The organism is Streptomyces sp. NPDC052101 (assembly GCF_040680235.1).
Lineage (GTDB): Bacteria > Actinomycetota > Actinomycetes > Streptomycetales > Streptomycetaceae > Streptomyces.
Window position 1 is genome coordinate 131,407 of the sequence record NZ_JBFAWH010000016.1, and the last position, 25,866, is coordinate 157,272.

Here is a 25,866-nt window from a genome sequence, read left to right on the forward strand (position 1 = left end):
CGGCGGGGCCGGCCGTCCCTCACCTCGGCACCGCCTCATCCGGCGGCTGCTCGCCCAGCACCCCCAGCGCCGCGCGCGCCGCGGGTGCGCCCAGGGGCGAGAAGTACGGGTTGAGGCGCAGGGCCTCCTGGAGGTGGCGGCGGGCCGGGGCCGGGCGGTCCAGGGCCTGCTCGATCAGGCCGCGGTGGAAGGCGTACAGCGCGTCGCGCACCCCGGCCCTGGACGTGTCCGTCGCAGCCGTGGCGAAGGCCAGCGCCTCCTGGTCGGCGCCGGACCGGTGCAGCGCCCAGCCGAGCGCGTCGGCGACCTCGGCCGCCGGCTGGCGCCGCCACTCCGCCCGCAGCCGCACCACGGCCTCCCGCGGGTCCCCGTGGTCGGCCTCGAACCGGCCGATCAGCAGCGCGTCGTCGACCCCGGCCGCCGCCTCCCGCCGCTCCAGCGCCTTCACCTGCTCGTACTGCGCCGCCGCCGACGCGCCCATGCCGTGCGCCTCGTACAGCTCGCCCAGCTCAAAGGCGTCCTGCGGGCTGGGATGCCGGTCGAGCGCCGCCCGGTACGCGGCGAACGCCTGCTCCACGCGGCCCAGCGCGACCAGCGCCCTGCCCTGTCCGGCCCGCGCCTCCCGCTGGTCGGGATCGAGGCCCACGGCCGCCTCGAAGTGCCGCAGCGCGTCCTGCGGGTCCCCGCGCTCCCAGGCCAGCTGCCCGAGCCCGGTCAGATACGCGGCCCGCTCGGCCGGTGTGCCGGCGGCGGCCGCCGCGTCGGTCAGCTGGGCCACCGCGTCCTCGCGCCAGCCCCGGTCCTGGTAGACCGCCGAGGCCCGGGCCATCACCGCGGGCCGGTCCGCCGGGCCGGTGCGCAGTTCCAGCAGCTTGTCCAGCGAGACCCGGGCCGCCTTGTAGTCGCCGAGCCCGGTGTAGGCCTCGATCAGCGGCGGATACGCCGTCCACCGGTCCGGCGCCGCCTTCAGCGCCTGCTCGCCGTAGAGTCTCGCCGCCGGAAAGTCCCGGCGCGCCAGCGCGAGCGCGGCCATCCCGTCCAGCGCCTCCGTGTTCCCCGCCGCGCGCACCCGCAGGGACGTCCGCAGCGCCTGCTCGGCCCGCGGATAGTCCGCCGGGTCGGCCGTCCGGCGGCCCCGCTGCACATAGGCGTTCCCCAGCACGGCCCACGCCGGCGCGTCCAGGGGCCGGGCCCGCACCCGCCGCTCCTGCTGCCGGACGAGCGCCGTCAGCTGCGGCAGCGCGGTCGGCACCCCCGAGGCCACCGCCGTCAGCGTCCGCGCCTGCGGACCGGCGGCGGGCGGCGGGAGGGCCTGGTGCGGCGTCTCCTCGGGCAGCATCAGCCCCAGACCCGCGACGACACCGCCGGCCAGCGCGGCCACCAGCAGCCGGCGCAGCCACCTGCGGGCGCGGCGTGGCGGCGGCTCGGCCGGCAGGAGCGCAGACGTGCCCGGCACGCGGACTCGGTTGTCCATGGCGCTCACTGTGCGTCAATACGACGAGCTGATCCGGGCGGCCCAAGGGAGGCGAGGACGGGGTTCACACCGATGGCTGCGAGTGCCAGGCTGTGATCATGAGCCGTATCGAAGCGCCCCGCGACGAGGAAACCAGCAACCTCACCGACCGGCTCCTGGCCGGCCTGCCCGCCGAGGCCGTCCTGACCGACCCCGACGTCACCGCGTCCTACGCCAACGACATGGCGAGCTTCTGCCCGGCGGGCGCCCCCGCCGTCGTCGTGCTCCCGCGCACCGTCGAACAGGTCCAGCACGTCATGCGCGTCGCCACCGAGCTGCGGGTGCCCGTGGTCCCGCAGGGCGCCCGCAGCGGTCTGTCCGGCGCCGCCAACGCCATCGACGGCTGCGTCGTGCTGTCCCTGACCAAGATGGACCGCATCCTGGAGATCAGCCCGGTCGACCGGATCGCCGTGGTCGAACCGGGCGTGATCAACGCGACCCTCTCCCACGCGGTCGAGGAACACGGCCTGTACTACCCGCCGGACCCCTCCAGCTGGGAGATGTGCACGATCGGCGGGAACATCGGCACCGCGTCCGGCGGGCTGTGCTGCGTCAAGTACGGCGTGACCGCCGAGTACATCCTCGGCCTGGACGTCGTCCTCGCCGACGGCCGTCTGATGTCCACAGGGCGCCGTACCGCGAAAGGGGTGGCCGGCTACGACCTCACCCGGCTCTTCGTCGGCTCCGAGGGCTCGCTCGGCATCGTCGTGCGGGCCGTGCTGGCGCTGAAGCCGAAGCCGCCGCAGCAGCTGGTGCTGGCCGCCGAGTTCCCCTCCGCGGCCGCGGCCTGCGACGCGGTCTGCCGGATCATGGAGGGCGGTCACGTCCCGTCCCTCCTCGAACTGATGGACCGTACGACCGTCAAGGCGGTCAACGACCTCGCCCACATGGGCCTGCCGGAGACCACCGAGGCGCTGCTGCTGGCCGCCTTCGACACCCCGGACCCGGCCGCCGACCTCGCCGCCGTCGGCGCCCTGTGCGAGGCCGCCGGCGCCACCGAGGTCGTCCCGGCCGAGGACGCCGCCGAGTCCGAGCTGCTGCTGAAGGCCCGGCGGCTCTCGCTGACCGCGCTGGAGGCGGTCAAGGGCACGACGATGATCGACGACGTGTGCGTGCCCCGCTCGCGGCTCGCCGAGATGCTGGAGGGCGTCGAGCGCATCGCCGAGAAGTACCGGCTGACCATCGGGGTCTGCGCACACGCCGGCGACGGCAACACCCACCCCACCGTCTGCTTCGACGCCGAGGACGCCGACGAGTCCCGGCGGGCCCGCGAGTCCTTCGACGAGATCATGGCCCTCGGCCTGGAACTGGGCGGCACCATCACCGGCGAGCACGGCGTCGGCGTGCTGAAGAAGGAGTGGCTGGCCCGCGAGATCGGCCCGGTCGGCATCGAGATGCAGCGGGCCGTGAAACAGGCCTTCGACCCGCTGGGCATCCTCAACCCGGGCAAGGTGCTCTGAGCCGCCGCTGCGGCCGTTCACCGGGCGAGCAGCTGGTCGAGCGCGTCGTCGATGCCCAGCTGACCGCCCTCAGTCCCCGGGGGGACCGCCCGCAGCGTCCGCTCCAGCCAGGCCGACACCTGCGGGACGGGCGCCTCCAGCAGCGCGTCCCCGTCCGGCGAGCTGAGCGCCATCAGTACGACGCTGCGCCCGTCCACCTTCGTCGGCCACACCCGCACGTCCCCCTGCCCGCACGGCCGGAACACTCCCTCCACCAGCAGGTCGCGGGCGAACGTCCAGTTGACGGGGGACTCGGAGTTGATGTGGAAGCTGATGTGGACGGCGTACGGATCGTCGGAGCGGTAGCTCAGCCGGGCCGGTACCGGGATGCCGCGTTCCGGTGACAGGATGAGCCTCAGCTCCAGCTCGCGTTCCACCACGATGTGCTGCATGACCTGCGTTCCTCTCCTCGTCCGCGCTGGTCGGGGCCGCTTGGGACGGGCCCGTACCAGGGGAGAGAGGGCAGGGGCCGGGCCATTACGCGGGTTCGGGGAAATTTTTTGTCACGGACCTGTGAGAACCGGGCACGGCGTTGCCCGGAAAGGGGTGGGTCCTGCGGGACTGGCGCTGCGGGCTGCCGCGGTCTGATAGATGTGGAGGCCCCTATCCCACCCCCGAGCAGATACGGGACGACGGACATGAGCGCCCCAACCCCGGCCCCAGGTGACGACAGGCCCCGCGAGGGCTACTACCCGGACCCGTCCATCCCCGGATACGTCCGGTACTGGAACGGCGCCTCCTGGGTGCCCGGCACCAGCCGGCCGGCGCCGAAGGACGGCGAGCCGCTCGCCCCGCCGCCCGGCGTCCGCCCCGCGGCTCCCGTGGCCCCCGCGGCTCCCGCGGTGGAGGAGACGGGCCCGCACTTCTTCGACGAGGACCCGGAGCCGAGGCCCGCCGGGCAGCACTCCGCCGCCGGTACCGGTGACGGCACCGGACGTACCGCCTGGGGCGTCGACCCCAGGGTGCCCGCCGAGGGCCCGGCCCGGCCGACAGGCCACGGCGGCGGCCGCAGCGACGGCACGGCCCCGGTCCCGTCGGCGGAGGGCGACGGCCAGGACGCCGGCGGCACGTTCGTCTTCCGCCGCCCGGTCCCGGGGCCCGCGGCCGTCAAGGACGAGGGCACGATGACGTTCCGCCCGGTACCGGGCCAGGGCTACGGCCCCCGGCCCTCGTCCGGCCCGCAGGCCTCCGGCGCGGAAGCGGGGACGGGCGCCGGTTTCGGCCCGCACGCTTCGGCCGGCGCGCCCGGTGCCGCCGGTGCCGCCGGTGGCTTCGGGCCGCAGGGTCCCGTCGGCGCACCCACCCCGCCCGCCGCCGCGACCCCCTCGATCCCCTCCCCGCAGTCGGGAGGCCCCGGTTTCGGCGCCGGAAAGGCGGCCGCGGCGCGTGCCGCCGCGCAGGCACCGCAAACAGCCCAAGCAGGCCAAGCAGCCCAGGCAGCGCAGGCACCCGGGGCCGCGCAGCTCGCACAGCCCGCCCAGGCCGCGCCGTCCGCGTCCGCCGCCGTGGCACCCTCCGTGCCCGCTCAGGGCGGTGCCCCGGCCGCCCCCGTCACCCCGGTGACCAGCGGATCCGGTGGCGGTCAGGCGTCGTGGGCGCAGCAGGTGCACCAGCTGGCCGGTGGCGGTGACGAGCAGCCCGTGGCGCCGTGGAAGCCGGTGGTGGAGGACCCGTTCCAGGCGGCCGCGCGCCGGCAGGCCGCCGCCCGTCCCGCCGGACTCGGCAAGCGGTTCGCCGCCCGGCTGATCGACACACTGGTCGTGGGCGCCGTGACGGCCGCCGCTGCCGTACCGCTCGGCACCAGGGCCGTCGACCACGTCCAGCAGAAGATCGACGCGGCCAGGGTGTCCGGCCACGAGGTGACCGTCTGGCTGCTCGACGGGACGACCGCCACCAGCCTCGGCATCGTCGTCGCCGTCCTGTTGCTCGTCGGTGTCGTGTACGAGGTGCTGCCGACCGTCAAGTGGGGCCGCACCCTGGGCAAGAAGCTGCTGGGCCTGGAAGTGCGGGACATCGAGGCGCACGAGCCCCCGGCCTTCGGCCCGGCGCTGCGCCGCTGGCTGGTCTACAGCGTGCCGGGGCTGCTCGGCATCGGGGTCGTGGGCGTGCTGTGGTGCCTGGTCGACCGGCCCTGGCACCAGTGCTGGCACGACAAGGCGGCGCACACCTTCGTCGCGGGCTGACCCAGGAGGCAGGGGCGTACTCCGTACGGCCGTCCGCCGGGTGCGGAGCCGGGGCGTTCGCGGTCCACTCGGGCCATGAGCAGCGAACCGCCCCCCGGCTCCGGAGAGCAGCCCCCCGAGGACGACCCGTTCAGGAAGCGGCCCCCGTCGGACCAGGGGTCGGGCTCGCCGTACGACACCCCGTACAGCGGCGCCCAGCAGCCCCCGCCGCCCGGCGGCCAGCAGCCCCCACCGCCCGGCGGCGGGCAACCGCCCCCCTATGGCGGCGGCCAGCAGCCACCCCCTTACGGCGGAGGCCAGCCACCTCCCTACGGCGGTGGCCCCTACGGCGGCGGGCCCTATGGCGCCGGTCCCGGCGGGTACCCCGGTGACCCGCTGGCGGGTATGCCGCCGCTCGCCGACAGCGGCAAGCGGACGCTCGCGCGGATCGTCGACATGATCCTCGTCGGCATCGTCGTCTGGCTGCTCACCTGGGGCTTCGGTGTGCGCGAGTACAACGTCAACGGCGATCACGTCGAGGTCGGCAAGTCCGTGGGGCAGTCCGTCATCGCGGCCGTGCTCTACATCGCGTACGACACCTTCATGATGAGCAAGCACGGCCAGACCCTCGGCAAGAAGTGGCTCAACATCCGGGTGGCGAACCTGGACAACGGCGCCACACCCTCGGTGCAGACCAACCTGATCCGCTCCCTGGTCCTCTGGGTGCCGTTCGCCTTCTGCTGTGCCTGCATCTGGACGGCGATCAGCGGCGGTTGGAGCTATTTCGACAAGCCGTACAAACAGGGCCTGCACGACAAGGCGGCCAAGACGGTGGTGGTCAGCACCGACTGAGCGAAGTGCTATGGGCGGTCATACGAGAGCGGCGGGTCCGTGGGATCACGGGCCCGCCGCTCTCGTATGCGTCGCTCAGAGTGCCGTGGACACCGGCTGTTCCTGGGGTACGGACTCGGCGGAGGCGGCCGGTGGCTCGGGCGCGGGGGCCTTCGGCAGGGGCACCGTCATCGCCACGAGCAGCCCGAGGGCCAGCGCCGCGAGGGCGATCACGGTGATCCCGAGGCCCGAACTCGTCTGGGACAGCAGCAGCATGGCGAGCGTCGAGAAGATCACGGTGCAGGAACCGTAAACGAGCTGTGCGGCAGTCGGACGAGGCATGGCAATCGTGTCCTCGGAAGTCTTCGGATCGGGGGTGCCTTCGACTCTCTCTTCGCGTGCATGCCCGAGTCGAATGCCTGGTAAGCGTGACCTAACCCACGGTACGGGTGCACGGGGGGCGCACAGGAAGCACGGTATCCGTAAAACGGACGTCAACTCCGCATAGTGCACACGAACTGGCTGAGTCAAGGTCTGTCTTTTCTTCTAAACCTCTAGTCAAATTACGTCACTTGAAACGCGCATTCGACCATGCACACCTGCGTGCAGCGCGGGAGGGGAACTCAAGTGACCAGCAGATCCTGGACGTTCAGAGCGGCCGCGGTCGGTGTGACGCTCGCGGCGGCCTCCGCCACGTTCGCCACCTTCGCCGCCGCGGAGGCCGCCACCCGGGCGGACCACTCCGCCGTCGCGAACCGGCACGACCCCGCGCCGGTGAAGCAGCAGGCGCACGACCTCGACGGCCCGCTCAGCAAGACCCAGGCGGCCCAGCGCCGGGAGGCGCTGAACCAGCTCATATCCGGGAAGGCCAAGGCGCAGGAGCGGGACGGCTCCAAGGTCGTGGCGCTGGGAAGCCGCAAGGGCAAGAGCAAGTACGTCGAGCTGAGCCGCGAGAAGACCGACAAGATCTTCACCATCCTGGTGGAGTTCGGGGACAAGACCGACCCCAAGTTCGGCGGCACCGCGGGCCCCCTGCACAACCAGATCGCCGCGCCGGACCGCAAGAACGACAACTCCACGGCCTGGCAGAAGGACTACGACCAGAAGCACTACCAGGACCTCTACTTCGGCACCGGCAAGAAGACCGAGTCGCTGAAGAAGTACTACGAGAAGCAGTCCTCGGGCCGCTACTCGGTCGACGGGCAGGTCTCGGACTGGGTCAAGGTCCCCTACAACGAGGCCCGTTACGGCAACAACGCCTGCGGCCAGACCAACTGCCCGAGCGTGTGGAACGTGGTCAGCGACGGTCTGAACGCCTGGGTGGCCCAGCAGAAGGCGGCCGGCAAGTCGGACGCCGACATCAAGAAGGACCTCGCCCAGTACGACCAGTGGGACCGCTACGACTACGACCACGACGGCAACTTCAACGAGCCCGACGGTTACATCGACCACTTCCAGATCGTGCACGCCGGTGAGGACGAGTCCGCGGGCGGTGGCGCGCAGGGCAAGGACGCGATCTGGGCCCACCGCTGGTACGCCTTCGGCACCGACAAGGGTTCCACCGGCCCCGCGGGCAACAAGCTCGGCGGCGCCCAGATCGGCGACACCGGCATCTGGGTCGGCGACTACACCATCCAGCCGGAGAACGGCGGCCTCGGTGTCTTCGCCCACGAGTACGGCCACGACCTCGGCCTGCCGGACGAGTACGACACCGCCGGCGGCGACAACTCGACCGGTTTCTGGACCCTGATGTCCTCCGGCTCCTGGCTCGGTACCGGCAAGGAGTCCATCGGCAATCTGCCGGGCGACATGAACGCCTGGGACAAGCTGCAGCTCGGCTGGCTGAACTACGACACCGCCAAGGCGGGTGCGCAGTCCACGCACAAGCTGGGCGTCGCCGAGTACAACACCTGGAACAAGCAGGCCCTCGTGGTCAATCTGCCGGACAAGGCGGTCACCACCACGATCACCCAGCCGGCCCAGGGTTCGACCCAGTGGTGGAGCGGCAGCGGCAACGACCTGAAGAACACGCTGACCCGGTCCGTGGACCTCACCGGCAAGTCCTCGGCGAAGCTGGACCTGGACGGCTGGTGGGCCACCGAGGACGGCTACGACTTCGTCTACACCGAGGTGTCGACCGACGGCGGCGCCAACTGGACCGCGCTGGACGGCACCGCGGACGGCCAGGCCATCCCGCGTGACGCCAGCGGCAATCCGGCGCTGACCGGCTTCTCGCAGACGCACAAGAAGCTCTCGTACCCGCTCGACGCCTACGCGGGCAAGAAGATCGACCTGCGCTTCCGCTACGCCACCGACAGCGGGGTCGCGGAGAACGGCTTCACGGCGGACGAGATCTCCGTGACCGCCGACGGCACGCCGCTCTTCTCGGACAACGCCGAGACGCAGGACGCCGGGTGGACCGCGAGCGGCTTCTCCCGCATCGGCGCGTCCTTCACCAAGGACTACAAGCAGTACTACATCGCCGAGAACCGGCAGTACGTGTCCTACGACAAGACGCTCAGGACCGGCCCGTACAACTTCGGTTCGGCCAAGCGCCCCGGCTGGGTGGAGCACTACCCGTACCAGAACGGCCTGTTGATCTGGAAGTGGGACACCTCCCAGGCGGACAACAACACCAACAGCACCAACGGCCACCCGGGTTCCGGCCTGATCCTGCCGATCGACTCCCACCCGACGGCGATGAAGTGGTCCGACGGCACGCTGATGCGCAACCGCATGCAGGCCTACGACTCCCCGTTCAGCCTCTATGACACGGACGGCATCACGCTGGACAAGGCGGACGTCCCGACGGTGATCGCGGCGTCGAAGGGGGTGCCGGTCTTCAACGACCACACCAGCACCTACTACGACCCGGCGAACCCCACCGGCGGTGTGAAGGTCACTGACACCAACACCAAGATCGAGATCGTCAAGGAGGCCAAGAACGGCTCGACGATCTTCCTCAAGGTTGGTCCAGCGGTGAACTAATCAACGTTTTCGCAGGTCAGACGCGTATCGGCGGCAACCCCTTGGCGGGTCGCCGCCGATCGTGTTTAGGTGCGTCCTGTGGACCGCTTATTGACACCGACCGAAACGGGGATGTGACCGCATGGCCGCTGGAGGCTTCTGCAAACTGCCGAACGGCACGGTCGTGGTGGCACTGAACCTGCCCTACGACACCACCGCGGTGCGGGTACTGGTGCACGCCCAGAACCGCGCCCGAGCCCTGACCAGGCTCCGCAACCTGGGGCTGCGTGCGATCTACCTCCGGGGCAATGCCGCGCCCCCGTCGCCGGACGAGATCACGGCGGTCCTGCACCACCCGGACGGCCTGATATGGCGCACGGCACCGGCCGACAACGGTGTCATCGTGAACGAGCTGTGGCATCCCATCCGGGCGCTGCTTCGCAGGTCGGCGGTGGTGCAGTGACCTCTGGGCCGCCTAGCCGCTGACCACGGGCTTGCCCGTCAGCTCCACTCCGGCCTCCCGCAGCTCCTCCAGGGCCCGCTCCGTCGTCTGCGGAGCGACCCCCGCCGTCAGATCCAGCAGGACCTGGGTGCGAAAGCCCTCCCGGGCCGCGTCCAGGGCCGTGGCCCGTACGCAGTGATCGGTGGCTATGCCCACCACGTCGACCTCGTCGATGTGGCGGGCGCGCAGCCAGTCGGCCAGCGGGACGCCGTTCTCGTCGGCGCCCTCGAAGCCGCTGTAGGCGGCCGAGTAGGCGCCCTTGTCGAAGACCGCGTCTATCGCGCCGGAGGCGACGGCCGGGGCGAAGTTCGGGTGGAAGCCGACGCCCTCCGTGCCCGCGACGCAGTGCGCGGGCCAGGAGCGGACGAAGTCGGGGTCGTCGGCGAAGTGGCCGCCGGGGGCGATGTGGTGGTCCCGGGTGGCCACCACATGGCGGTATCCGGTGCCCGCCGCCTGGCCGATCAGTTCGGTGATCGCGGCGGCCACGTCCGCACCCCCGGCCACCGCTAGGCTGCCCCCCTCGCAGAAGTCGTTCTGCACATCTACGACGATCAAGGCGCGGCGCATGGCGGGTGTCCTTCGACGATGAGTTAAGTAACTGAGCCTAGAGACTTCGGGGCCCGTACGGGAGGGGGCATGCGAGGGGGGCGGACTGCGGTCCCGCTCTAGCTACCCGAGCGCCCGGTGACGTACTCCGTCGGAATCACGGGTTCCCCTCGGGACAGCTGGGTAGCGGAGAGCGGGAGGTTCGCGCGGGCGGCGATGTGCCGGTCCCGGGGCACGTCCAGGGGTTCGCGGGCCAGTACGTCACCGCCCTTGATCAGCTCGACGAGCAGCTGCCGGTCGGCCAGCTCGGGCGGCACCGGCCCGGTGCCGACGACCTCGGCCTCGGCGACCCCGTCCTCGTCCAGCCGGCGCGCCGCCCACTTGCGGCCCCCGACGGAGGTCTTGCCGCCGCTGGACTTCTTCGCGACCGGCACCAGCGGCGCCTTCGGGTCGCCGGACTCGGCGCGGGCGACCAGCTTGTAGACCATGGAGCAGGTGGGGTGCCCGGAGCCGGTGACCAGCTGGGTGCCGACGCCGTACGCGTCCACCGGGGCGGCGGCGAGCGAGGCGATCGCGTATTCGTCCAGGTCGGAGGTGACCACGATCTTCGTCTTCGTGGCCCCCAGCTCGTCCAGCTGCTGCCGCACCCGGTGCGCGACGAGCAGCAGGTCGCCGGAGTCGATGCGGACCGCGCCCAGCTCGGGCCCGGCCACCTCCACCGCCGTACGGACGGCCTGGGCGACGTCGTAGGTGTCCACGAGCAGGGTGGTGCCCCGGCCGAGGGTGTCGACCTGGGCCTGGAAGGCGTCCCGCTCATGGTCGTGGAGCAGGGTGAAGGCGTGTGCGGAGGTGCCGACGGTCGGGATGCCGTAGCGGAAGCCGGCCGCCAGATCGGAGGTGGTCGTGAAGCCGCCGACGTACGCCGCCCGGGCCGCGGCCACCGCCGCCAGCTCATGGGTGCGGCGGGCGCCCATCTCGATCAGCGGGCGCTCCCCGGCGGCGGAGGCCATACGGGAGGCGGCCGCGGCGATCGCGGAGTCGTGGTTGAGGATGGAGAGGATGACCGTCTCCAGCAGCACGCACTCGGCGAAGGTGCCCTCGACCCGCATGATCGGCGAACCGGGGAAGTAGACCTCGCCCTCGGGATAGCCCCAGACGTCCCCGCTGAAGCGGTAGCCGGCGAGCCACTGGAGGGTCTCCTCGTCGACGATCCTCCGCTCGCGCAGGAAGCCGAGGAGGCCCGCGTCGAAGCGGAAGTTCTCCACCGCGTCCAGGACGCGCCCGGTGCCGGCCACCACGCCGTAGCGGCGCCCGTCCGGCAGCCGCCTGGTGAAGACCTCGAACACGCTCCGCCGTTCGGCCGTACCGGCCTTCAGCGCGGCCTGCAGCATCGTCAGCTCGTACTGGTCCGTGAAGAGTGCCGTCGAGGGAACATCCACCGGCAGCCCAAGGTCCGCTGTGTTCATGGCAACCGATGGTACCCCCATTTCGTCAGTGTGACGATTTTCGCTGAGCGTGGCAGCATGGGCACTGTGACGTCACCCGCGCCCGTAGAGATCGAACGCACCGAGTCGACGGAGGAGGTCTTCGCCGTACCCGAACCCGACGTCCCCTGGGTCACCATCGTGCACAACGACCCGGTCAACCTCATGAGCTATGTGACGTACGTCTTCCAGACGTACTTCGGCTACACCAAGGACAAGGCCACCAAGCTCATGCTCGACGTCCACCACAAGGGCCGGGCAGTCGTCTCCAGCGGGAGCCGCGAGGAGATGGAACGCGACGTACAAGCGATGCACGGCTACGGTCTGTGGGCCACCCTGCAGCAGGACCGGAAGTAGCGAACCCATTTTCATGCCCGGACACTTCGAACCGCTCCCCGGCGGCGGCGCGGCCGTCGCACTCGACGACGTCGAGATCTCCATCATCCGGTCGCTGGCCGTCCAGCTGCTGGAACTCATCGGTCCCGGCCCTGGCGCCGACACTCCGAAGGACCCGCTCGCCGAGCTGTTCGCGGAGGGTCCGAGCGAGCCGCCCGCCGACCCGGTGCTGCTGAGGCTCTTCCCGGACGCCTACAGCGACCCGGAGAAGGCCCCGGACTCGCCCGCCGACGCCGAGGAGCGGCGGGCCCACTCCGCCGAGTTCCGCCGCTACACCGAGAATGATCTGAGGGCCGGCAAGCGCGAGAACGCGCTCGCGGTGATCCGCGCCCTGGACGCGCTCGCCCCGGTGGACGAGGGCGGGGCGGTGCTGAAGCTGTCCCCGCAGGAGTCCCGGCAGTGGCTCAGCGCCCTCAACGACCTGCGGCTCGCGATCGGCACCCGGCTGGAGATCACCGACGAGGACGACACCGATCTGCTCTACCGGCTCCCCGACGAGGACCCGCGCAAGCCGATGGTGATGGCCTATCTGTGGCTGGGCGGGCTCCAGGAGACCTTGGTCGGCACGCTGATGTCGTGAATACGGCATTTGCGGTGCACGAGTGTTCGCTCAGCGGACGCTCAAATCCGGATAACGATCCCGTCACCGTTGCGGCCGGTTTTGCCGCGTTCGGGCGCTCTTTGTCCGCTTTTCCCTGTGTGGTGGGCCACAATCCGCCCCCGTGCTCCATATTGCGGCCGTGATAAATCTTCACGATCGCCTGGCCGACACCACCCATGTCCGGCCGGGTGCGCCACCGAGCCGACGACCGTCGGCCAGGCTCAGCGGACCCGGAGAAGTCCGCTCAACTCCAGCATCCGGGGGGATCGAAACCCGATCCGAGGCCGACGAAAGGCCCGGGTCGGCATGGAGAAAGGCGCACCACACATGACCTCATCGCAGGTCGATCAGCTTCGCGACGGCAATGAGGCCACGCGGGCCGCGGACAGCGAGGGCGGCGAGGGATACCAGCGCGGGCTCGGGTCCCGGCAGATCCAGATGATCGCCATCGGCGGTGCCATCGGCACCGGCCTGTTCCTCGGCGCGGGCAAGGGCATCTCCAAGGCCGGCCCCAGCCTGATCCTGGCGTACGCCGTCGCGGGCCTCGTCATCTTCCTGATCATGCGGGCGCTCGGCGAGCTGCTGATGTACCGCCCGGTGTCGGGTTCGTTCTCCGAGTACGCGCGCGAGTTCATCGGCCCCTTCGCGGGCTTCGTCACCGGCTGGACGTACTGGCTGTTCTGGGTGGTCACCGGCATCACCGAGGTCACGGCCGCGGCCGCCTATATGACGTACTGGTTCGACGTCCCGCAGTGGGTCTCGGCCCTGATCTTCACGATCGTGCTGTACGCGGCCAACCTGATCTCCGTGAAGCTCTTCGGTGAGCTGGAGTTCTGGTTCTCCATGGTCAAGGTCACCGCGATCATCGGCATGATCCTGATCTGCGCCGGCATCCTGACGATCGGCTTCTCCGACGCCGGAAAGACCGCTTCCGTCACCCACCTGTGGAGCGACGGCGGCTTCTTCCCGCACGGCGTCGGCAACACGCTGATGACCCTGCAGATGGTCATGTTCGCCTTCCTCGCCGTCGAGCTGGTCGGTGTCACCGCGGGCGAGTCCAAGGACCCCAAGAAGGTGCTTCCGAAGGCGATCAACACCGTGCCGTGGCGCATCGCCGTCTTCTACGTCGGCGCGCTGATCATGATCCTGTCGGTCGTGCCGTGGACCGAGTTCCACCCGGGTGTGAGCCCCTTCGTGGCCGCCTTCCAGAAGATGGGCCTGTCGGTCGGCGCCGGCATCGTGAACTTCGTCGTCCTGACGGCCGCGCTGTCCTCCTGCAACTCCGGCATGTACTCCACCGGCCGCATGCTGCGCGACCTGGCGCTCAACAGCCAGGGCCCGAAGGCCTTCACCAAGCTGACCCGCAGCGGCACCCCGCTCGTCGGCACGACGTTCTCCGCCGCGCTGATGCTCGTCGGCGTCTGGATCAACTACCAGTGGCCGGGCAAGGCGTTCGACTACGTCGTGTCCTTCGCGACCATCTCCGGCATGTGGGCCTGGATCGTCATCCTGCTCTGCCAGATCCGCTACCGGGCGAAGGCGAACCGCGGGCAGCTGCCGCAGAGCGAGTTCCGTGCGCCGGGAGCGCCGTACACGAGCCTCTTCGCGCTGGCCTTCATTTTCATGGTGATCGTGCTCATGGGTATCGACAAGGATGCCCGGGTGTCGCTGTACTGTGCTCCGCTGTGGGCCGCGATCCTCGGCGTCTCCTACTGGGTGCTCCGGCGCCGCAACCCGGAGGCCGCGGCCTTCCGCAAGCGCTGACCTCCCTCCGGGACGTCCAGCCGCGCGGGGCTCTCGTGGTGCCCCGCCGCGGCTGCCGCTCAGGACGTCCGGCATATGGGCCGTTCCGTACCATCCCTCGGTACGGAACGGCCCTTCTGCTTATCCTGACGGACATGCTGACCATCACCCAGGCCCTCGTCGACCAGATCGTCGCCCACGCGCGCAAGGACCACCCCGACGAGGCGTGCGGCGTCGTGGCGGGCCCGGCGGGCTCGGACCGCCCCGAGCGCTTCATCCCCATGCTGAACGCCGCGATGTCGCCGACCTTCTACGAGTTCGACTCGGGCGACCTGCTCAAGCTCTACCGCGAGCTGGACGACCGCGACGAGGACCCGGTGGTCATCTACCACTCCCACACCGCCACCGAGGCCTACCCCTCGCGCACCGACATCTCCTACGCCAACGAACCCGGCGCCCACTACGTCCTCGTCTCCACCGCCGACACCGACGGCCTCGGCGAGTTCCAGTTCCGCTCCTTCCGGATCGTGGACGGCGAGGTCACGGAGGAGGAGGTCACGGTGGTGGAGGCCTACTGATCCCGGGATTCGGGCAGATTTCATCCAGCATGCGAGATCACACTCCGATGGCAGGACCGGGAATCGTTACGATGAGCGCATGGTTCTGAACGACGTGAGCGAGAAAGCGCCGGGCATGCTGCTCGTGGCGCGGCTGCACGTCGATCTGTGCAGGCTGAACAGCGCCATCTGTTGACGTTTCCCGCCGCCGTACGGCCGTGAGCCGCGGCGCGCTCCTCCGGTGTCCAGCGCCCCCTCGCGCGCCCACCGACCTACACACCTTTCCGACAGGAGTCCGCAACCATGGCCATCGAGGTCCGCATCCCGACCATCCTCCGCACGTACACCGACGGTGAGAAGGCGGTGGAGGGCATCGGTGACACCCTCGCCGAGCTGTTCGCCGACCTCGAGACCCGGCACGCGGGCATCCGGGCCCGCATCGTGGACGAGGGCAAGCTGCGCCGGTTCGTCAACGTCTACCTGAACGACGAGGACGTCCGCTTCGTCGACGGCATCGACACCAAGCTGTCCGACGGCGACACCGTGACCATCCTGCCGGCCGTGGCCGGCGGCATGCGCTGATCGGTCGCTGAGCAGAGATGCGTTACGACTCCCCGCTGGCGGCGGTGGGCAACACCCCCCTGGTGTGCCTGCCGCGGCTCTCGCCGTCCGCCGACGTCCGCATCTGGGCCAAGCTGGAGGATCGCAACCCCACCGGCTCGGTCAAGGACCGTCCCGCGCTGCACATGATCGAGCAGGCCGAGAAGGACGGCCGGCTGACCCCGGGCTGCACGATCCTCGAACCCACCTCCGGCAACACCGGCATCTCGCTCGCCATGGCGGCCAAGCTCAAGGGCTACCGCATGGTGTGCGTGATGCCGGAGAACACCTCGCAGGAGCGCCGGGACCTGCTCGGCATGTGGGGTGCCGAGATCATCGCCTCGCCGGCCGCGGGCGGCTCCAACACCGCGGTACGCATGGCGAAGGAGCTGGCGGCCGAGCATCCCGACTGGGTGATGCTCTACCAGTACGGCAACCCGGACAACGCGGGCGCCCACTACGCCACCACCGGCCCGGAGATCCTCGCCGACCTGCCCTCCATCACCCACTTCGTGGCGGGCCTCGGCACCACAGGCACCCTGATGGGCGTCGGCCGCTACCTGCGCGAGCACCGGCCGGGCATCCAGATCGTCGCCGCCGAACCGCGCTACGACGACCTGGTGTACGGCCTCAGGAACCTCGACGAGGGCTTCGTACCGGAGCTGTACGACGCCTCCGTGCTGACCTCCCGTTTCTCGGTCGGCTCGGCCGACGCGGTCACCCGCACCCGTGAACTCCTGCAGCAGGAGGGCATCTTCGCGGGCGTCTCGACCGGCGCCGCCCTGCACGCGGCGATCGGCGTGGGCCGGAAGGCGGTCAAGGCGGGGGAGCCCGCCGACATCGTCTTCATCGTGGCCGACGGCGGCTGGAAGTACCTGTCCACCGGCGTCTACACGGCGGCCACCACCGAGGAGGCCATCGAGACGCTGCAGGGTCAACTCTGGGCGTAACACGGCATTAACGTGCATCAAGCGGTCACCAGCCCCCTCCTATGAGGGGGCTAAGCCATTCCTATGGCGAGGCAAAGAAATCCATCCGGTACTGCCGGTGGCTCCGGGGCCGGAGCTACGTTCCTCCCGCACCCTGTCATGTCACGTTCACCCCGCGTACTGACAGGTGCCTGTGAATGTCATGCTCATGGCTACGCGGCCGCCGCCGCTACGCGTGTCACGGGCCTGCCAATCCAGTGCGAGAAACCCCACTTCCCGATGGAGGCAGTACCCCATGCGTGAGTCACGCCTGAGCAAGCGCAGACGGAGTGTGCGAAGACTTCTGTCCGTCGCCTTCCCCGCGCTCGCCCTCACCGTCACCGGACTCGTCGCCGCACCGACCGCAGGCGCCCAGCCCACCGCGGCCCACCCGCACACCACCAAGGTCACGCAGAACAACAAGGCGCTGACCGCACCCAGGCGGCAGACCTACCACTCCACCGGCAAGGCCGGCCAGAAGGTGCCCACCACGCACCTCTGCGCCACCGCCGAGCCCGGCCACGCGTCCTGCTTCGCCCAGCGCCGCACCGACATCAAGCAGCGCCTCGCCTCGGCGCTCGCCGCCGCGGCCCCCTCCGGTCTCTCCCCGGCCAACCTGCACAGCGCCTACAACCTGCCCACCACGGGCGGTTCCGGCATGACCGTCGCCATCGTCGACGCCTACAACGACCCCAACGCCGAGTCGGACCTGGGCACCTACCGCTCCACCTACGGCCTGTCCGCCTGCACCAAGGCCAACGGCTGCTTCAAGCAGGTCAGCCAGACCGGCTCCACCACCTCGCTGCCGACCAACGACACCGGCTGGGCGGGCGAGGAGGCCCTCGACCTCGACATGGTCAGCGCGGTCTGCCCGAACTGCAGCATCGTCCTGGTCGAGGCCAACTCCGCGAACGACTCCGACCTCGGCATCGCCGAGAACGAGGCGGTCTCGCTCGGCGCCAAGGTCGTCTCCAACAGCTGGGGCGGCTCCGAGTCCTCCTCCCAGACCACCGAGGACACCCAGTACTTCAAGCACCCGGGCGTCGCCATCACCGTCTCCTCGGGTGACTCCGCCTACGGCGCCGAGTACCCGGCGACCTCCCAGTACGTGACGGCCGTAGGCGGCACCGCGCTCACCACCGCCTCCAACTCCCGGGGCTGGAGCGAGTCGGTGTGGCACACCAGCTCCACCGAGGGCACCGGCTCCGGCTGCTCGGCCTACGACCCGAAGCCGAGCTGGCAGACCGACACCGGCTGCGCCAAGCGCATGGAGGCCGACGTCTCCGCCGTCGCCGACCCGGCCACCGGCGTCGCGGTCTACGACACCTACGGCGGCACCGGCTGGGCGGTCTACGGCGGCACCAGCGCCTCCGCCCCGATCGTCGCCGGCGTCTACGCCCTCGCGGGCACCCCGGGCTCCGGCGACTACCCGTCGAAGTACCCGTACCAGCACACCGGCAACCTGTACGACGTGACCAGCGGCAGCAACGGCTCCTGCTCCCCGTCGTACTTCTGCACCGCCGGTACCGGCTACGACGGCCCGACCGGCTGGGGCACCCCGAACGGCACCGCCGCCTTCACCGCAGGCTCCAGCACCGGCAACACGGTGAGCGTCACCAACCCCGGCAGCCAGTCCACCACCACGGGCGGCTCGGCAAGCCTGCAGATCCACGCCACCGACAGCGCGGGCGCGGCCCTCACCTACAGCGCGAGCGGCCTGCCCACCGGCCTGTCCATCGACAGCTCCAGCGGCCTGATCTCCGGCACCGCCTCCACCGCGGGCACCTACCAGGTCACGGTCACCGCGCAGGACTCCACCGGCGCCTCCGGCTCGACCTCCTTCACCTGGACCGTCACCGCCGGCGGCGGTGGCTGCACCTCCGCCCAGCTGCTGGCCAACCCCGGCTTCGAGTCGGGCAGCACCGGCTGGACCGCGACCAGCGGCGTCATCACCACCGACTCCGGTGAGGCCGCGCACAGCGGCTCGTACAAGGCCTGGCTCGACGGCTACGGCTCCTCGCACACCGACACGCTCTCCCAGTCGGTGACGATCCCGGCCGGCTGCAAGGCCACGCTCACCTTCTACCTGCACATCGACACCGCGGAGACCGGCAGCACCGCGTACGACAAGCTGACCGTGACCGCCGGTTCGACCACGCTGGCGACGTACTCCAACGTCAACGCGAACTCCGGTTACGCGCAGAAGACCTTCGACCTGTCCTCGCTGGCGGGCCAGACGGTCACCCTGAAGTTCAACGGCGTGGAGGACTCCTCGCTGCAGACCAGCTTCGTCGTGGACGACACCGCCCTGACGACCAGCTGATCCGTACCGCCCGGCCCAGCGATCCCGCACGCGGAAACCCTCCGCGTGCGGGATCCTTTTCGCACGCCGGCACGTCACATCTGCACCAGACGGCCGACCCCCCCACGGCCACGGCAGAAAGGCGAACCCCATGCGCCGTACGACGACATCCCTCGCCCTCGCGGCGGCAGCGCTGCTTCTCGCCGGATGCGGCTCGCACAGCGGCAAGGACACCGGCAAGGACACCGGAAGCGCCGGCAAGGTGTCGCCGCCGGCCTCCACCCCGGCCAAGGGCGGCTGCGCCTCCCTGGTGCAGCTCAAGGCCGCCGACAGCGGCCGCACGGTCTGCGTGGCCAAGGGCGGCGAGGTCCGCCTGACCCTGGACGGCACCAAGTCCCGCCCGTGGAAGCCGGTCATGGCCGACGGCAGCGCGCTGAAGGGCATCAACGCGGGTTTCGTCATCCAGCCCGGCCAGGCCACGGCGGCGTACCAGGCGGTGGCCACCGGAACCGAGAAACTGACGTCCTCCAGGCCGCTGTGCGCCCAGCCGACGGCTCCCGGCCAGGTCTCCTGCAAGGGCATCCAGGACTGGACGGTCACGGTGAAGGTGCAGTAGCAGAGCTAACCCGCGAGGTGCCGTACCTGGTCCCACAGCACCGGGTCGACGACTCCGACCCGCCGCCGGAAGTCGCCCACCGGCACCTCACGCAGCTCGTCGGTCTCCAGGAAGCTGGGGCGGCCCCGGGCGTCGCCGACCGCGCCCGGCGGCAGCGGGATCACCCCGGCCCGCTCGTCGTGGTACTTGCTGGTGATCTTCGCGACCGTGGCCCGGTTCCCGCGCACGGCCAGCACCAGACACGGCCGGTCCTTCAGCTCGGCACGGTCCTCGTAGGGGACATCCGCCCACCAGATGTCCCCCGGGGCCGGCCGGGCTGCCCGTGCCGGGCGCGTTCCCGCTCGGCCGAGCGGCCTCAGGCGGCGTCCGCCGGGCCGGCGACCGCGTCCCCATCCGTCGACGAGCGTGGCGACCAGCGCGAGCAGAACCACCGCCGCGAGCGCCAGCCACCATGACGTGTCCATACGACGACGTTACCGGCGCGCGCCGAGGATCGCGCGCCCTCGGTGGAACCTTCTGCGCCCCCGGTCCAGCCGAACCGGTGACAGCACAGGTGAGTTCGCCCACAACAGCCCCTGGCGGAGGAGCGACCCGCGCTTTCGCGCCTTACGCTCGACAAACCGCACGACCCCCGTTTCCCGCCCTTTTGATCTTTCCGCTGTGATCTTCACCGCCAACGGAGGTTTCTGCTTCATGAAGCTCACCGTCGTCGGCTGCTCGGGGTCGTTCCCGTCCGCGGAATCGGCTTGCTCGAGCTACCTCGTCGAGGCCGACGGCTTCCGGCTGCTCCTCGACATGGGCAACGGCGCCCTGGGCGAGCTGCAGCGCCACTGCGGTCTCTACGACCTCGACGCGATCTTCCTGAGCCATCTGCACGCCGATCACTGCATCGACATGCTCGCGTACTTCGTCGCGCGCTACTACCGCCACGACGGCGGCCGCTGCGCCCCGATCCCGGTCTACGGCCCCGAGGGCACCGAACACCGCCTGACCACGGCCTACGCCGACACCCCCTCCGCCTCGTCCATGAGCGAGGTCTTCGACTTCCACACCGTGAAACCGTCCACGTTCGAGACGGGCCCGTTCACGGTGCACACCGAGCGGGTCCGCCATCCGGTGGAGGCGTACGCCATCCGGATCGAGCACGGCGGCCGGTCGCTGACGTACTCCGGCGACACGGGTGTCACCGAGGCGCTGGACGAGCTGGCCCGGGACACCGATCTGTTCCTGTGCGAGGCCGCGTTCACGCACGGCAAGGAGAGCATCCCGGACCTGCACCTCAACGGCCGCGAGGCGGGCGAGACGGCGGCCCGCGCGGGCGCGCGCCGCCTGGTCCTCACCCACATCCCGCCGTGGACCGACCCGCAGGTCAACCTCCGCGACGCCCGCGAGGTGTTCACGGGCCCGGTCGAGCTGGCCGCACCGAGGGCGACGTACGAGATCTAGCCCCCCGGATACGCGGGAAGGCCCCGGAACCTCCTCGGTTCCGGGGCCTTCGACCCGCTGCGGCGCGGGGTGTCCGGCAGAGCCCTACTTGGCCTCGGCCTTCTCCAGTTCGGCGAGTTCCTCGTCGGACTCGCGGCCCGGCGTCGGCAGGTTGAACCTGGTGATCGCGAAGCGGAAGACGACGTAGTAGACGGCGCCGAAGCACAGGCCTATCAGAGCCAGGCCCCATGGGTTGCTCGCGATGCCGAGGTTGAGCAGGTAGTCGATGGCGCCGGCGGAGAAGCCGAAGCCGTCCTTCATGCCCAGCGCCCAGGTCAGCGCCATGGAGATGCCGGTGAGCACCGCGTGGATGGCGTACAGGACCGGCGCGATGAACATGAACGTGAACTCGATCGGTTCGGTGACGCCGGTGACGAAGCTGGTCAGCGCGAGCGAGAACATCATGCCGCCGACGACCTTGCGGCGCTCCGGGCGGGCGCAGTGCACGATCGCGAGACAGGCGGCCGGCAGGCCGAACATCATGATCGGGAAGAAGCCGGTCATGAACTGGCCCGCGGTCGGGTCGCCGGCGAGGAAGCGCGCGATGTCACCGCTCTTGCCGTGGTACTCGCCCGCCTGCAGCCAGGGGAAGGAGTTCAGCAGGTGGTGCATGCCGATCGGGATGAGCGCACGGTTGGCGACGCCGAAGATGCCGGCCCCGACGGCGCCCGAACGCACCAGCCACTCACCGAAGTTGTGCAGGCCTGTACCGAGGACCGGCCAGATGTAACCGAAGACGATGCCGAGGGCCAGGCCCGCGAAGGCCGACAGGATCGGAACCAGCCGGCGGCCACCGAAGAAGCCCGCCCAGTCCGGCAGTTTGGTGCGGTAGAACCGCTGGTAGAGCAGCGCCACGGCGAGGCCCATCACCACACCGCCGAGGACCTTGGCGTCCGCCGGGGCGTTCTGCATGACGATCTTGCCGTCGACGACCGTCGCCACCTTGGGCAGGTTCTTGTCGGTGAACGTGCCGAGCACGTTCTTGAAGACCAGGTAGCCGACGACCGCGGCGAGGGCGGTGGAGCCGTCCGACTTCTTCGCGAAGCCGATCGCGATGCCCACGGCGAACAGCAGGGCCATGTTCTCGAGGATCGCGTTGCCGCCGGCGGCCATGAAGGACGCGATCTTCGTCAGGAACGTCGGGAAGGACGGGCGTCCCAGCATGTCGGTGTTGCCGAGGCGGACCAGGAGGGCGGCGGCCGGCAGTACCGCCACCGGCAGCATCAGGCTGCGGCCGATGCGCTGCAGCACAGCCATCATCCCGGGGCCCTTCTTCTTCTCTGCCGCGGGAGCGGCGGTGGCCGTGGTCACAAGTTCCTCCAGGGGGTACCGCCCAGCCAAAGGCCGGGGGAGGGCAAGGCGCCGCCCGGGAACCATGGAAGGGGACGGCAGCGTCTCTGGTCTACACCACTCAGTGGTGTAGACCTGTTGTAGCACGATGAAGGCGGGATAAGGAACCACGAAATCCGCTACGAGAACGCTACGCGGCGTGCCGATGTGCCAGAGGTGCCTCAGGCCTTGAGGTGCCTCAGGCCTTGGTGATGTCCTCGACCTCGTCCTCCGGCTCACGGCCCGGCGTCTTCAGGTCGAACCTGGTGATCGCGAACCGGAAGACGACGTAGTAGACCGCCGCGAAGCACAGGCCGATCGGGATGATCGCCCACGGTCTCGTCGCCAGCTTCCAGTTGATCACGTAGTCGATCAGGCCCGCCGAGAAGCTGAAGCCGTCGTGCACGCCCAGCCCCCAGGTCACCGCCATCGAGACTCCGGTGAGCACGGCGTGGATCGCGTAGAGCGCGGGCGCGATGAAGAGGAAGGAGTACTCGATCGGTTCGGTGATGCCCGTCACGAACGACGTCAGCGCCACCGACAGCATCAGACCGCCCACCTCCTTGCGGCGGTGGGGCTTGGCGCAGTGGGTGATCGCCAGTGCCGCCGCGGGCAGCGCGAACATCATGATCGGGAAGAAGCCCGAGGTGAACTGGCCCGCGTGCGGGTCGCCCGCCAGGAACATGTTGATGTCGCCGTGCACCACCGTGCCGTCCGGCTTGGTGTAGCTGCCGAACTGGAACCAGATGGGCACGTTCAGGAACTGGTGCAGGCCGACGACGAGCAGCGTCCGGTTGGCGAGGCCGAAGACGCCCGCACCCCAGTAGCCGATGTCCCGCAGCCAGTGGCTGAAGCTCTCCAGGCCGCTGCCGATCGGCGGCCAGATCCACAGGCACAGCGCCGCGAAGACGATCGCGACGAACGCCATGATGATCGGCACCAGGCGGCGGCCGTTGAAGAAGCCCAGCCAGTCCACCAGCCTGGTGCGGTGGAAGCGGGCCCAGAAGAAGGCGGTCAGCAGACCCATGACGATGCCGCCGAAGACGCCCGGGTTCTGGAAGGTGAAGGGCGTCACCGAGCCCACGCCCGCCCCGACGCTCACCTGGCAACCGACCTGCGGGATCGCCTTGGAGCCGCCGGGGCAGGCCACCGGGAACTGATGCAGTACGCCGTAGTAGACGAGGAAGCCCGCCACCGCCGCGAGCGCCGTCGAGCCGTCCGACTTCTTCGCCATGCCGATCGCCACGCCCACGCAGAACAGCAGCGGAAGGCCGAGCGAGCCGTCGAGCAGGGCGCCGCCCGCGCCCGTCATGACCTTGGAGACGTCCGTCCAGCCCAGCCCGTCCTTGCCGAACACGTCCGGCTGGCCCAGACGGTTGAGGATGCCCGCGGCCGGCAGCACCGCGATCGGCAGCTGCAGACTGCGGCCCATCTTCTGCAGCCCCTGGAAGGCCGTCTGCCACCGTCGACGTGCGGCAGAGGTCTCGGTGTCGGCACTCATGAGTTGGCGACCGCCTGTCGGGTGGTGTAGACCAGTTACGGACGATTGGGATGCTGTGACGTCATCTTTCGGTACGTGCGGCGCAATCGCTCGTGAAACTGGGCCAACTGTGCGTGAGGAGACCGAAATGGCCAGCAAGGCTGAGAAGATCGTCGCCGGCCTCGGCGGCATCGACAACATCGAGGAGATCGAGGGCTGCATCACCCGGCTGCGCACCGAGGTCACCGACGCCTCGCTGGTCGACGAGGACGCCCTGAAGGCCGCCGGCGCGCACGGCGTCGTCAAGATGGGCACCGCCATCCAGGTCGTCATCGGCACCGACGCCGACCCGATCGCCTCGGAGATCGAAGACATGATGTGAGCTGCCCCGGCCCTGGCGCCGCAGGCTCCTTCGAGGGGCTCTTCCCGACGCGGGACGAGCCCCTTCCCTGTGTGCGGCTAGGCTCCATGCCATGTCTCGCATCGACGGCCGTACCCCCGAACAGCTCCGCCCGGTCATCATCGAACGCGGATGGAGCAAGCACGCCGAGGGCTCCGTCCTCGTCTCCTTCGGCGACACCAAGGTGTTCTGCACCGCCTCCGTGACCGAAGGCGTCCCGCGCTGGCGCAAGGGCAGCGGCGAGGGCTGGGTCACCGCGGAGTACGCCATGCTGCCCCGCTCCACCAACACCCGCGGCGACCGCGAGTCCGTCAAGGGCAGGATCGGCGGCCGTACCCACGAGATCTCCCGCCTCATCGGCCGCTCGCTGCGCGCCGTCATCGACTACAAGGCGCTCGGCGAGAACACCGTCGTCCTCGACTGCGACGTCCTCCAGGCCGACGGCGGCACCCGTACGGCCGCCATCACCGGCGCGTACGTCGCCCTCGCCGACGCCGTCGCCTGGGCGCAGGGCAAGAAGCTCATCAAGGCCGGCCGGCAGCCGCTGACGGGAACCGTGAGCGCGGTCTCCGTCGGCATCGTCGGCGGCGTCCCCCTGCTCGACCTCTGCTACGAGGAAGACGTGCGCGCCGAGACCGACATGAACGTCGTCTGCACCGGCGACGGCCGCTTCGTCGAGGTCCAGGGCACCGCCGAGGCCGAGCCCTTCGACCGCGACGAGCTGAACGCCCTGCTCGACCTCGCGGTCACCGGCTGCGCCGAACTGACCGCCCATCAGCGCAAGGCCCTGGAAGCCACCCTCGCGAAGTGACCCCCGCCGAGTAAAGGGACGGCCAAATCACCGGGTGCGCGCGGGGCAACCCGCGCGCCCTCCTCGGCGTCCTAGGTACGGACAGCCTTATCAGGGGAGGGACCACCACCATGGCCGTCAGCCGACGCCGTCTCACCGCAGTCGCCGCCGTGGCGCTCGCCGCGCTCACGACCGGCCTCACCGCCGGCTGCGACGCCGTGGACAAGGCCCTGGACTGCGTGCAGACCGCCGACTCCATAGCCGACAGCGTCACCGACCTCCAGCAGGCCGTGGAGAACGCCGCGAACGACCCGACCCAGGCCGACTCCGCTCTCGACAGCATCCAGAAGAACCTCAAGAAGATCGGCGACAAGACGGACAACGCCGATGTCAACAAGGCGGTCGACGACCTCGACAAGGCTGTGGGGAACGTGCGTACGGCCATCAAGAACGGCGACAAGACCCCGGACGTCGGCCCGGTCACGGACGCGGCCGGCGAACTGACCAAGGTCTGCACGAAGAACTGACGAAGGCCCGCCCACCGCGCGTCCGACAGGCAGCACCCAAAGGCAGCACCCGAAGGCACCACCCGAAGGAACCACCCGTAGGTCGCGCCCACACGCCGTACCCACAGGCCGTACCCGAGGAGCGGACATCACCATGACCCCCAGCCGACGCTTACGCCGAGGACCCGCCACCGCTGTCACCGCCGTGGCGGCCGTCGCCCTCACCGCCGCGCTCACCACCGGCTGCGACGCCGCGCACCGGGCCCTGGACTGCGCGCGGACCGCCAACGCCGTGGCCGATGACGTCGGCAACCTCCACCAGGCGGCTCGGGACGCCGCGCTCGACCCGTCGAAGGCCGGCACCTATTTCGATCCCATCCAGAAGGACCTCAAGAAGATCGGCCACCAGAGCGACAACGTCGACGTGAACAAGGCGGTCGATGACCTGAACAAGGCCGTGAGGAACGTCCGTACGTCCGTGGAGAACGGCGACAAGGCCCCGGACCTCGGGCCGGTCGGAGACGCGGCGGGCGAGCTGACCAAGGCCTGCACCAAGTGACTTGAGGGGCGGGGGGGGGAGGAGGAACGT

Annotated in this window: 27 protein-coding genes; 19 read left to right on the forward strand and 8 right to left on the reverse strand. The window is 70.2% G+C overall.

Annotated features, from left to right (window positions below; translation table 11 throughout):
- Positions 1-19: 19 nt before the first annotated feature.
- Positions 20-1,474 carry a tetratricopeptide repeat protein gene (locus tag AB0L75_RS27165; protein ID WP_365185638.1) on the reverse strand — a complete coding sequence of 485 codons (1,455 nt, stop codon included), beginning with the start codon at positions 1,472-1,474 and terminating at the stop codon, positions 20-22.
- A 92-nt stretch (positions 1,475-1,566) separates the two neighbouring features.
- Here AB0L75_RS27165 and AB0L75_RS27170 point away from each other — a divergent pair, with 92 nt between their 5' ends.
- Entirely contained in the window at positions 1,567-2,973 is a 1,407-nt protein-coding gene (locus AB0L75_RS27170) for an FAD-linked oxidase C-terminal domain-containing protein (protein ID WP_365185641.1), read from the forward strand.
- Positions 2,974-2,990: 17 nt separating this feature from the next.
- Here the strand turns inward: AB0L75_RS27170 and AB0L75_RS27175 are convergent, their stop codons facing one another.
- Positions 2,991-3,404, reverse strand: a complete 414-nt coding sequence (locus AB0L75_RS27175) for an SsgA family sporulation/cell division regulator (RefSeq protein WP_365185643.1) — start codon at positions 3,402-3,404, stop codon at positions 2,991-2,993.
- Between the two features lie 246 nt (positions 3,405-3,650).
- Between AB0L75_RS27175 and AB0L75_RS27180 the strand changes: the two genes are divergently transcribed.
- Both AB0L75_RS27180 and AB0L75_RS27185 read left to right on the forward strand, forming a co-directional pair.
- The gene (locus tag AB0L75_RS27180; protein WP_365185644.1) at positions 3,651-5,195 is read left to right on the forward strand and encodes an RDD family protein; all 1,545 of its coding nucleotides are present in this window, start codon (positions 3,651-3,653) and stop codon (positions 5,193-5,195) included.
- Positions 5,196-5,270: 75 nt separating this feature from the next.
- Positions 5,271-6,026, forward strand: coding sequence for an RDD family protein (locus AB0L75_RS27185; RefSeq protein WP_365185646.1), 756 nt, complete (start codon positions 5,271-5,273; stop codon positions 6,024-6,026).
- A 75-nt stretch (positions 6,027-6,101) separates the two neighbouring features.
- Here the strand turns inward: AB0L75_RS27185 and AB0L75_RS27190 are convergent, their stop codons facing one another.
- On the reverse strand, positions 6,102-6,347 hold the full coding sequence (locus AB0L75_RS27190; RefSeq protein ID WP_365185649.1) for a hypothetical protein: 246 nt from the start codon (positions 6,345-6,347) through the stop codon (positions 6,102-6,104).
- Positions 6,348-6,632: 285 nt separating this feature from the next.
- Here AB0L75_RS27190 and AB0L75_RS27195 point away from each other — a divergent pair, with 285 nt between their 5' ends.
- Positions 6,633-8,993, forward strand: coding sequence for an immune inhibitor A domain-containing protein (locus AB0L75_RS27195; protein WP_365185652.1), 2,361 nt, complete (start codon positions 6,633-6,635; stop codon positions 8,991-8,993).
- Between the two features lie 121 nt (positions 8,994-9,114).
- The gene (locus tag AB0L75_RS27200; RefSeq protein ID WP_365185655.1) at positions 9,115-9,435 is read left to right on the forward strand and encodes a hypothetical protein; all 321 of its coding nucleotides are present in this window, start codon (positions 9,115-9,117) and stop codon (positions 9,433-9,435) included.
- Positions 9,436-9,447: 12 nt separating this feature from the next.
- On the opposite strand, the gene AB0L75_RS27205 is transcribed toward AB0L75_RS27200, so the two are convergent.
- The gene (locus AB0L75_RS27205) at positions 9,448-10,041 is read right to left on the reverse strand and encodes a nicotinamidase (RefSeq protein WP_365185657.1); all 594 of its coding nucleotides are present in this window, start codon (positions 10,039-10,041) and stop codon (positions 9,448-9,450) included.
- A 98-nt stretch (positions 10,042-10,139) separates the two neighbouring features.
- Positions 10,140-11,486, reverse strand: a complete 1,347-nt coding sequence (locus tag AB0L75_RS27210; RefSeq protein ID WP_365185660.1) for a nicotinate phosphoribosyltransferase — start codon at positions 11,484-11,486, stop codon at positions 10,140-10,142.
- 57 nt (positions 11,487-11,543) lie between these two features.
- Here AB0L75_RS27210 and clpS point away from each other — a divergent pair, with 57 nt between their 5' ends.
- From clpS to AB0L75_RS27255, 9 genes are all read left to right on the forward strand, one after another.
- A complete protein-coding gene (clpS, locus tag AB0L75_RS27215) occupies positions 11,544-11,861 on the forward strand; it encodes an ATP-dependent Clp protease adapter ClpS (protein WP_365185663.1) in 318 nt (105 codons plus the stop codon).
- 13 nt (positions 11,862-11,874) lie between these two features.
- Complete coding sequence (locus AB0L75_RS27220; protein ID WP_365185665.1) at positions 11,875-12,480, forward strand: DUF2017 domain-containing protein; 606 nt, start codon at positions 11,875-11,877, stop codon at positions 12,478-12,480.
- Between the two features lie 348 nt (positions 12,481-12,828).
- Positions 12,829-14,265: an amino acid permease gene (locus AB0L75_RS27225; protein WP_365185667.1), complete on the forward strand. Its 1,437-nt coding sequence runs from the start codon at positions 12,829-12,831 to the stop codon at positions 14,263-14,265.
- 134 nt (positions 14,266-14,399) lie between these two features.
- Positions 14,400-14,822 (forward strand): M67 family metallopeptidase, encoded by a 423-nt coding sequence (locus tag AB0L75_RS27230; RefSeq protein ID WP_365185669.1) that lies wholly within the window; start codon positions 14,400-14,402, stop codon positions 14,820-14,822.
- Between the two features lie 79 nt (positions 14,823-14,901).
- A complete protein-coding gene (locus tag AB0L75_RS27235) occupies positions 14,902-14,997 on the forward strand; it encodes a putative leader peptide (RefSeq protein ID WP_023550193.1) in 96 nt (31 codons plus the stop codon).
- Between the two features lie 107 nt (positions 14,998-15,104).
- On the forward strand, positions 15,105-15,383 hold the full coding sequence (locus AB0L75_RS27240; RefSeq protein WP_365185671.1) for a MoaD/ThiS family protein: 279 nt from the start codon (positions 15,105-15,107) through the stop codon (positions 15,381-15,383).
- A 17-nt stretch (positions 15,384-15,400) separates the two neighbouring features.
- Positions 15,401-16,351, forward strand: coding sequence for a cysteine synthase (locus tag AB0L75_RS27245; protein ID WP_365185672.1), 951 nt, complete (start codon positions 15,401-15,403; stop codon positions 16,349-16,351).
- A gap of 274 nt (positions 16,352-16,625) precedes the next feature.
- Positions 16,626-18,692, forward strand: coding sequence for a putative Ig domain-containing protein (locus AB0L75_RS27250; RefSeq protein WP_365185674.1), 2,067 nt, complete (start codon positions 16,626-16,628; stop codon positions 18,690-18,692).
- Positions 18,693-18,822: 130 nt separating this feature from the next.
- Positions 18,823-19,287, forward strand: coding sequence for a hypothetical protein (locus AB0L75_RS27255; RefSeq protein ID WP_365185677.1), 465 nt, complete (start codon positions 18,823-18,825; stop codon positions 19,285-19,287).
- A gap of 5 nt (positions 19,288-19,292) precedes the next feature.
- On the opposite strand, the gene AB0L75_RS27260 is transcribed toward AB0L75_RS27255, so the two are convergent.
- The gene (locus AB0L75_RS27260; RefSeq protein ID WP_365185680.1) at positions 19,293-19,751 is read right to left on the reverse strand and encodes a type II toxin-antitoxin system PemK/MazF family toxin; all 459 of its coding nucleotides are present in this window, start codon (positions 19,749-19,751) and stop codon (positions 19,293-19,295) included.
- 229 nt (positions 19,752-19,980) lie between these two features.
- Between AB0L75_RS27260 and AB0L75_RS27265 the strand changes: the two genes are divergently transcribed.
- On the forward strand, positions 19,981-20,733 hold the full coding sequence (locus AB0L75_RS27265) for an MBL fold metallo-hydrolase (protein ID WP_365185682.1): 753 nt from the start codon (positions 19,981-19,983) through the stop codon (positions 20,731-20,733).
- Between the two features lie 84 nt (positions 20,734-20,817).
- Here AB0L75_RS27265 and AB0L75_RS27270 read toward each other — a convergent pair whose 3' ends face one another.
- Complete coding sequence (locus AB0L75_RS27270; protein ID WP_365185685.1) at positions 20,818-22,083, reverse strand: PTS transporter subunit EIIC; 1,266 nt, start codon at positions 22,081-22,083, stop codon at positions 20,818-20,820.
- Positions 22,084-22,300: 217 nt separating this feature from the next.
- On the reverse strand, positions 22,301-23,602 hold the full coding sequence (locus AB0L75_RS27275) for a PTS transporter subunit EIIC (protein ID WP_365185688.1): 1,302 nt from the start codon (positions 23,600-23,602) through the stop codon (positions 22,301-22,303).
- 127 nt (positions 23,603-23,729) lie between these two features.
- Between AB0L75_RS27275 and AB0L75_RS27280 the strand changes: the two genes are divergently transcribed.
- The 4 genes from AB0L75_RS27280 to AB0L75_RS27295 all read left to right on the forward strand — a co-directional run bounded on the left by AB0L75_RS27280 (position 23,730) and on the right by AB0L75_RS27295 (position 25,836).
- The gene (locus tag AB0L75_RS27280; RefSeq protein WP_365185691.1) at positions 23,730-23,963 is read left to right on the forward strand and encodes a PTS glucose/sucrose transporter subunit IIB; all 234 of its coding nucleotides are present in this window, start codon (positions 23,730-23,732) and stop codon (positions 23,961-23,963) included.
- A gap of 91 nt (positions 23,964-24,054) precedes the next feature.
- Positions 24,055-24,792 (forward strand): ribonuclease PH, encoded by a 738-nt coding sequence (rph, locus tag AB0L75_RS27285; RefSeq protein WP_365185694.1) that lies wholly within the window; start codon positions 24,055-24,057, stop codon positions 24,790-24,792.
- 110 nt (positions 24,793-24,902) lie between these two features.
- Positions 24,903-25,298 carry a hypothetical protein gene (locus AB0L75_RS27290; protein ID WP_365185697.1) on the forward strand — a complete coding sequence of 132 codons (396 nt, stop codon included), beginning with the start codon at positions 24,903-24,905 and terminating at the stop codon, positions 25,296-25,298.
- Positions 25,299-25,431: 133 nt separating this feature from the next.
- Positions 25,432-25,836: a hypothetical protein gene (locus tag AB0L75_RS27295; protein ID WP_365185699.1), complete on the forward strand. Its 405-nt coding sequence runs from the start codon at positions 25,432-25,434 to the stop codon at positions 25,834-25,836.
- Positions 25,837-25,866: the final 30 nt, after the last annotated feature.

Excerpts from the sequence above, each read along its gene's own strand:
- AB0L75_RS27165 (WP_365185638.1), bottom strand. The coding sequence starts at position 1,474 with ATGGACAACCGAGTCCGCGTGCCGGGCACGTCTGCGCTCCTGCCGGCC.
- AB0L75_RS27175 (WP_365185643.1), bottom strand. The coding sequence starts at position 3,404 with ATGCAGCACATCGTGGTGGAACGCGAGCTGGAGCTGAGGCTCATCCTG.
- AB0L75_RS27180 (WP_365185644.1), top strand. The coding sequence starts at position 3,651 with ATGAGCGCCCCAACCCCGGCCCCAGGTGACGACAGGCCCCGCGAGGGC.
- AB0L75_RS27185 (WP_365185646.1), top strand. The coding sequence starts at position 5,271 with ATGAGCAGCGAACCGCCCCCCGGCTCCGGAGAGCAGCCCCCCGAGGAC.
- AB0L75_RS27190 (WP_365185649.1), bottom strand. The coding sequence starts at position 6,347 with ATGCCTCGTCCGACTGCCGCACAGCTCGTTTACGGTTCCTGCACCGTG.
- AB0L75_RS27200 (WP_365185655.1), top strand. The coding sequence starts at position 9,115 with ATGGCCGCTGGAGGCTTCTGCAAACTGCCGAACGGCACGGTCGTGGTG.
- AB0L75_RS27205 (WP_365185657.1), bottom strand. The coding sequence starts at position 10,041 with ATGCGCCGCGCCTTGATCGTCGTAGATGTGCAGAACGACTTCTGCGAG.
- AB0L75_RS27210 (WP_365185660.1), bottom strand. The coding sequence starts at position 11,486 with ATGAACACAGCGGACCTTGGGCTGCCGGTGGATGTTCCCTCGACGGCA.
- clpS (WP_365185663.1), top strand. The coding sequence starts at position 11,544 with ATGGGCACTGTGACGTCACCCGCGCCCGTAGAGATCGAACGCACCGAG.
- AB0L75_RS27220 (WP_365185665.1), top strand. The coding sequence starts at position 11,875 with ATGCCCGGACACTTCGAACCGCTCCCCGGCGGCGGCGCGGCCGTCGCA.
- AB0L75_RS27225 (WP_365185667.1), top strand. The coding sequence starts at position 12,829 with ATGACCTCATCGCAGGTCGATCAGCTTCGCGACGGCAATGAGGCCACG.
- AB0L75_RS27230 (WP_365185669.1), top strand. The coding sequence starts at position 14,400 with ATGCTGACCATCACCCAGGCCCTCGTCGACCAGATCGTCGCCCACGCG.
- AB0L75_RS27235 (WP_023550193.1), top strand. The coding sequence starts at position 14,902 with ATGGTTCTGAACGACGTGAGCGAGAAAGCGCCGGGCATGCTGCTCGTG.
- AB0L75_RS27240 (WP_365185671.1), top strand. The coding sequence starts at position 15,105 with ATGGCCATCGAGGTCCGCATCCCGACCATCCTCCGCACGTACACCGAC.
- AB0L75_RS27245 (WP_365185672.1), top strand. The coding sequence starts at position 15,401 with ATGCGTTACGACTCCCCGCTGGCGGCGGTGGGCAACACCCCCCTGGTG.
- AB0L75_RS27250 (WP_365185674.1), top strand. The coding sequence starts at position 16,626 with ATGCGTGAGTCACGCCTGAGCAAGCGCAGACGGAGTGTGCGAAGACTT.
- AB0L75_RS27255 (WP_365185677.1), top strand. The coding sequence starts at position 18,823 with ATGCGCCGTACGACGACATCCCTCGCCCTCGCGGCGGCAGCGCTGCTT.
- AB0L75_RS27260 (WP_365185680.1), bottom strand. The coding sequence starts at position 19,751 with ATGGACACGTCATGGTGGCTGGCGCTCGCGGCGGTGGTTCTGCTCGCG.
- AB0L75_RS27265 (WP_365185682.1), top strand. The coding sequence starts at position 19,981 with ATGAAGCTCACCGTCGTCGGCTGCTCGGGGTCGTTCCCGTCCGCGGAA.
- AB0L75_RS27275 (WP_365185688.1), bottom strand. The coding sequence starts at position 23,602 with ATGAGTGCCGACACCGAGACCTCTGCCGCACGTCGACGGTGGCAGACG.
- AB0L75_RS27280 (WP_365185691.1), top strand. The coding sequence starts at position 23,730 with ATGGCCAGCAAGGCTGAGAAGATCGTCGCCGGCCTCGGCGGCATCGAC.
- rph (WP_365185694.1), top strand. The coding sequence starts at position 24,055 with ATGTCTCGCATCGACGGCCGTACCCCCGAACAGCTCCGCCCGGTCATC.
- AB0L75_RS27290 (WP_365185697.1), top strand. The coding sequence starts at position 24,903 with ATGGCCGTCAGCCGACGCCGTCTCACCGCAGTCGCCGCCGTGGCGCTC.
- AB0L75_RS27295 (WP_365185699.1), top strand. The coding sequence starts at position 25,432 with ATGACCCCCAGCCGACGCTTACGCCGAGGACCCGCCACCGCTGTCACC.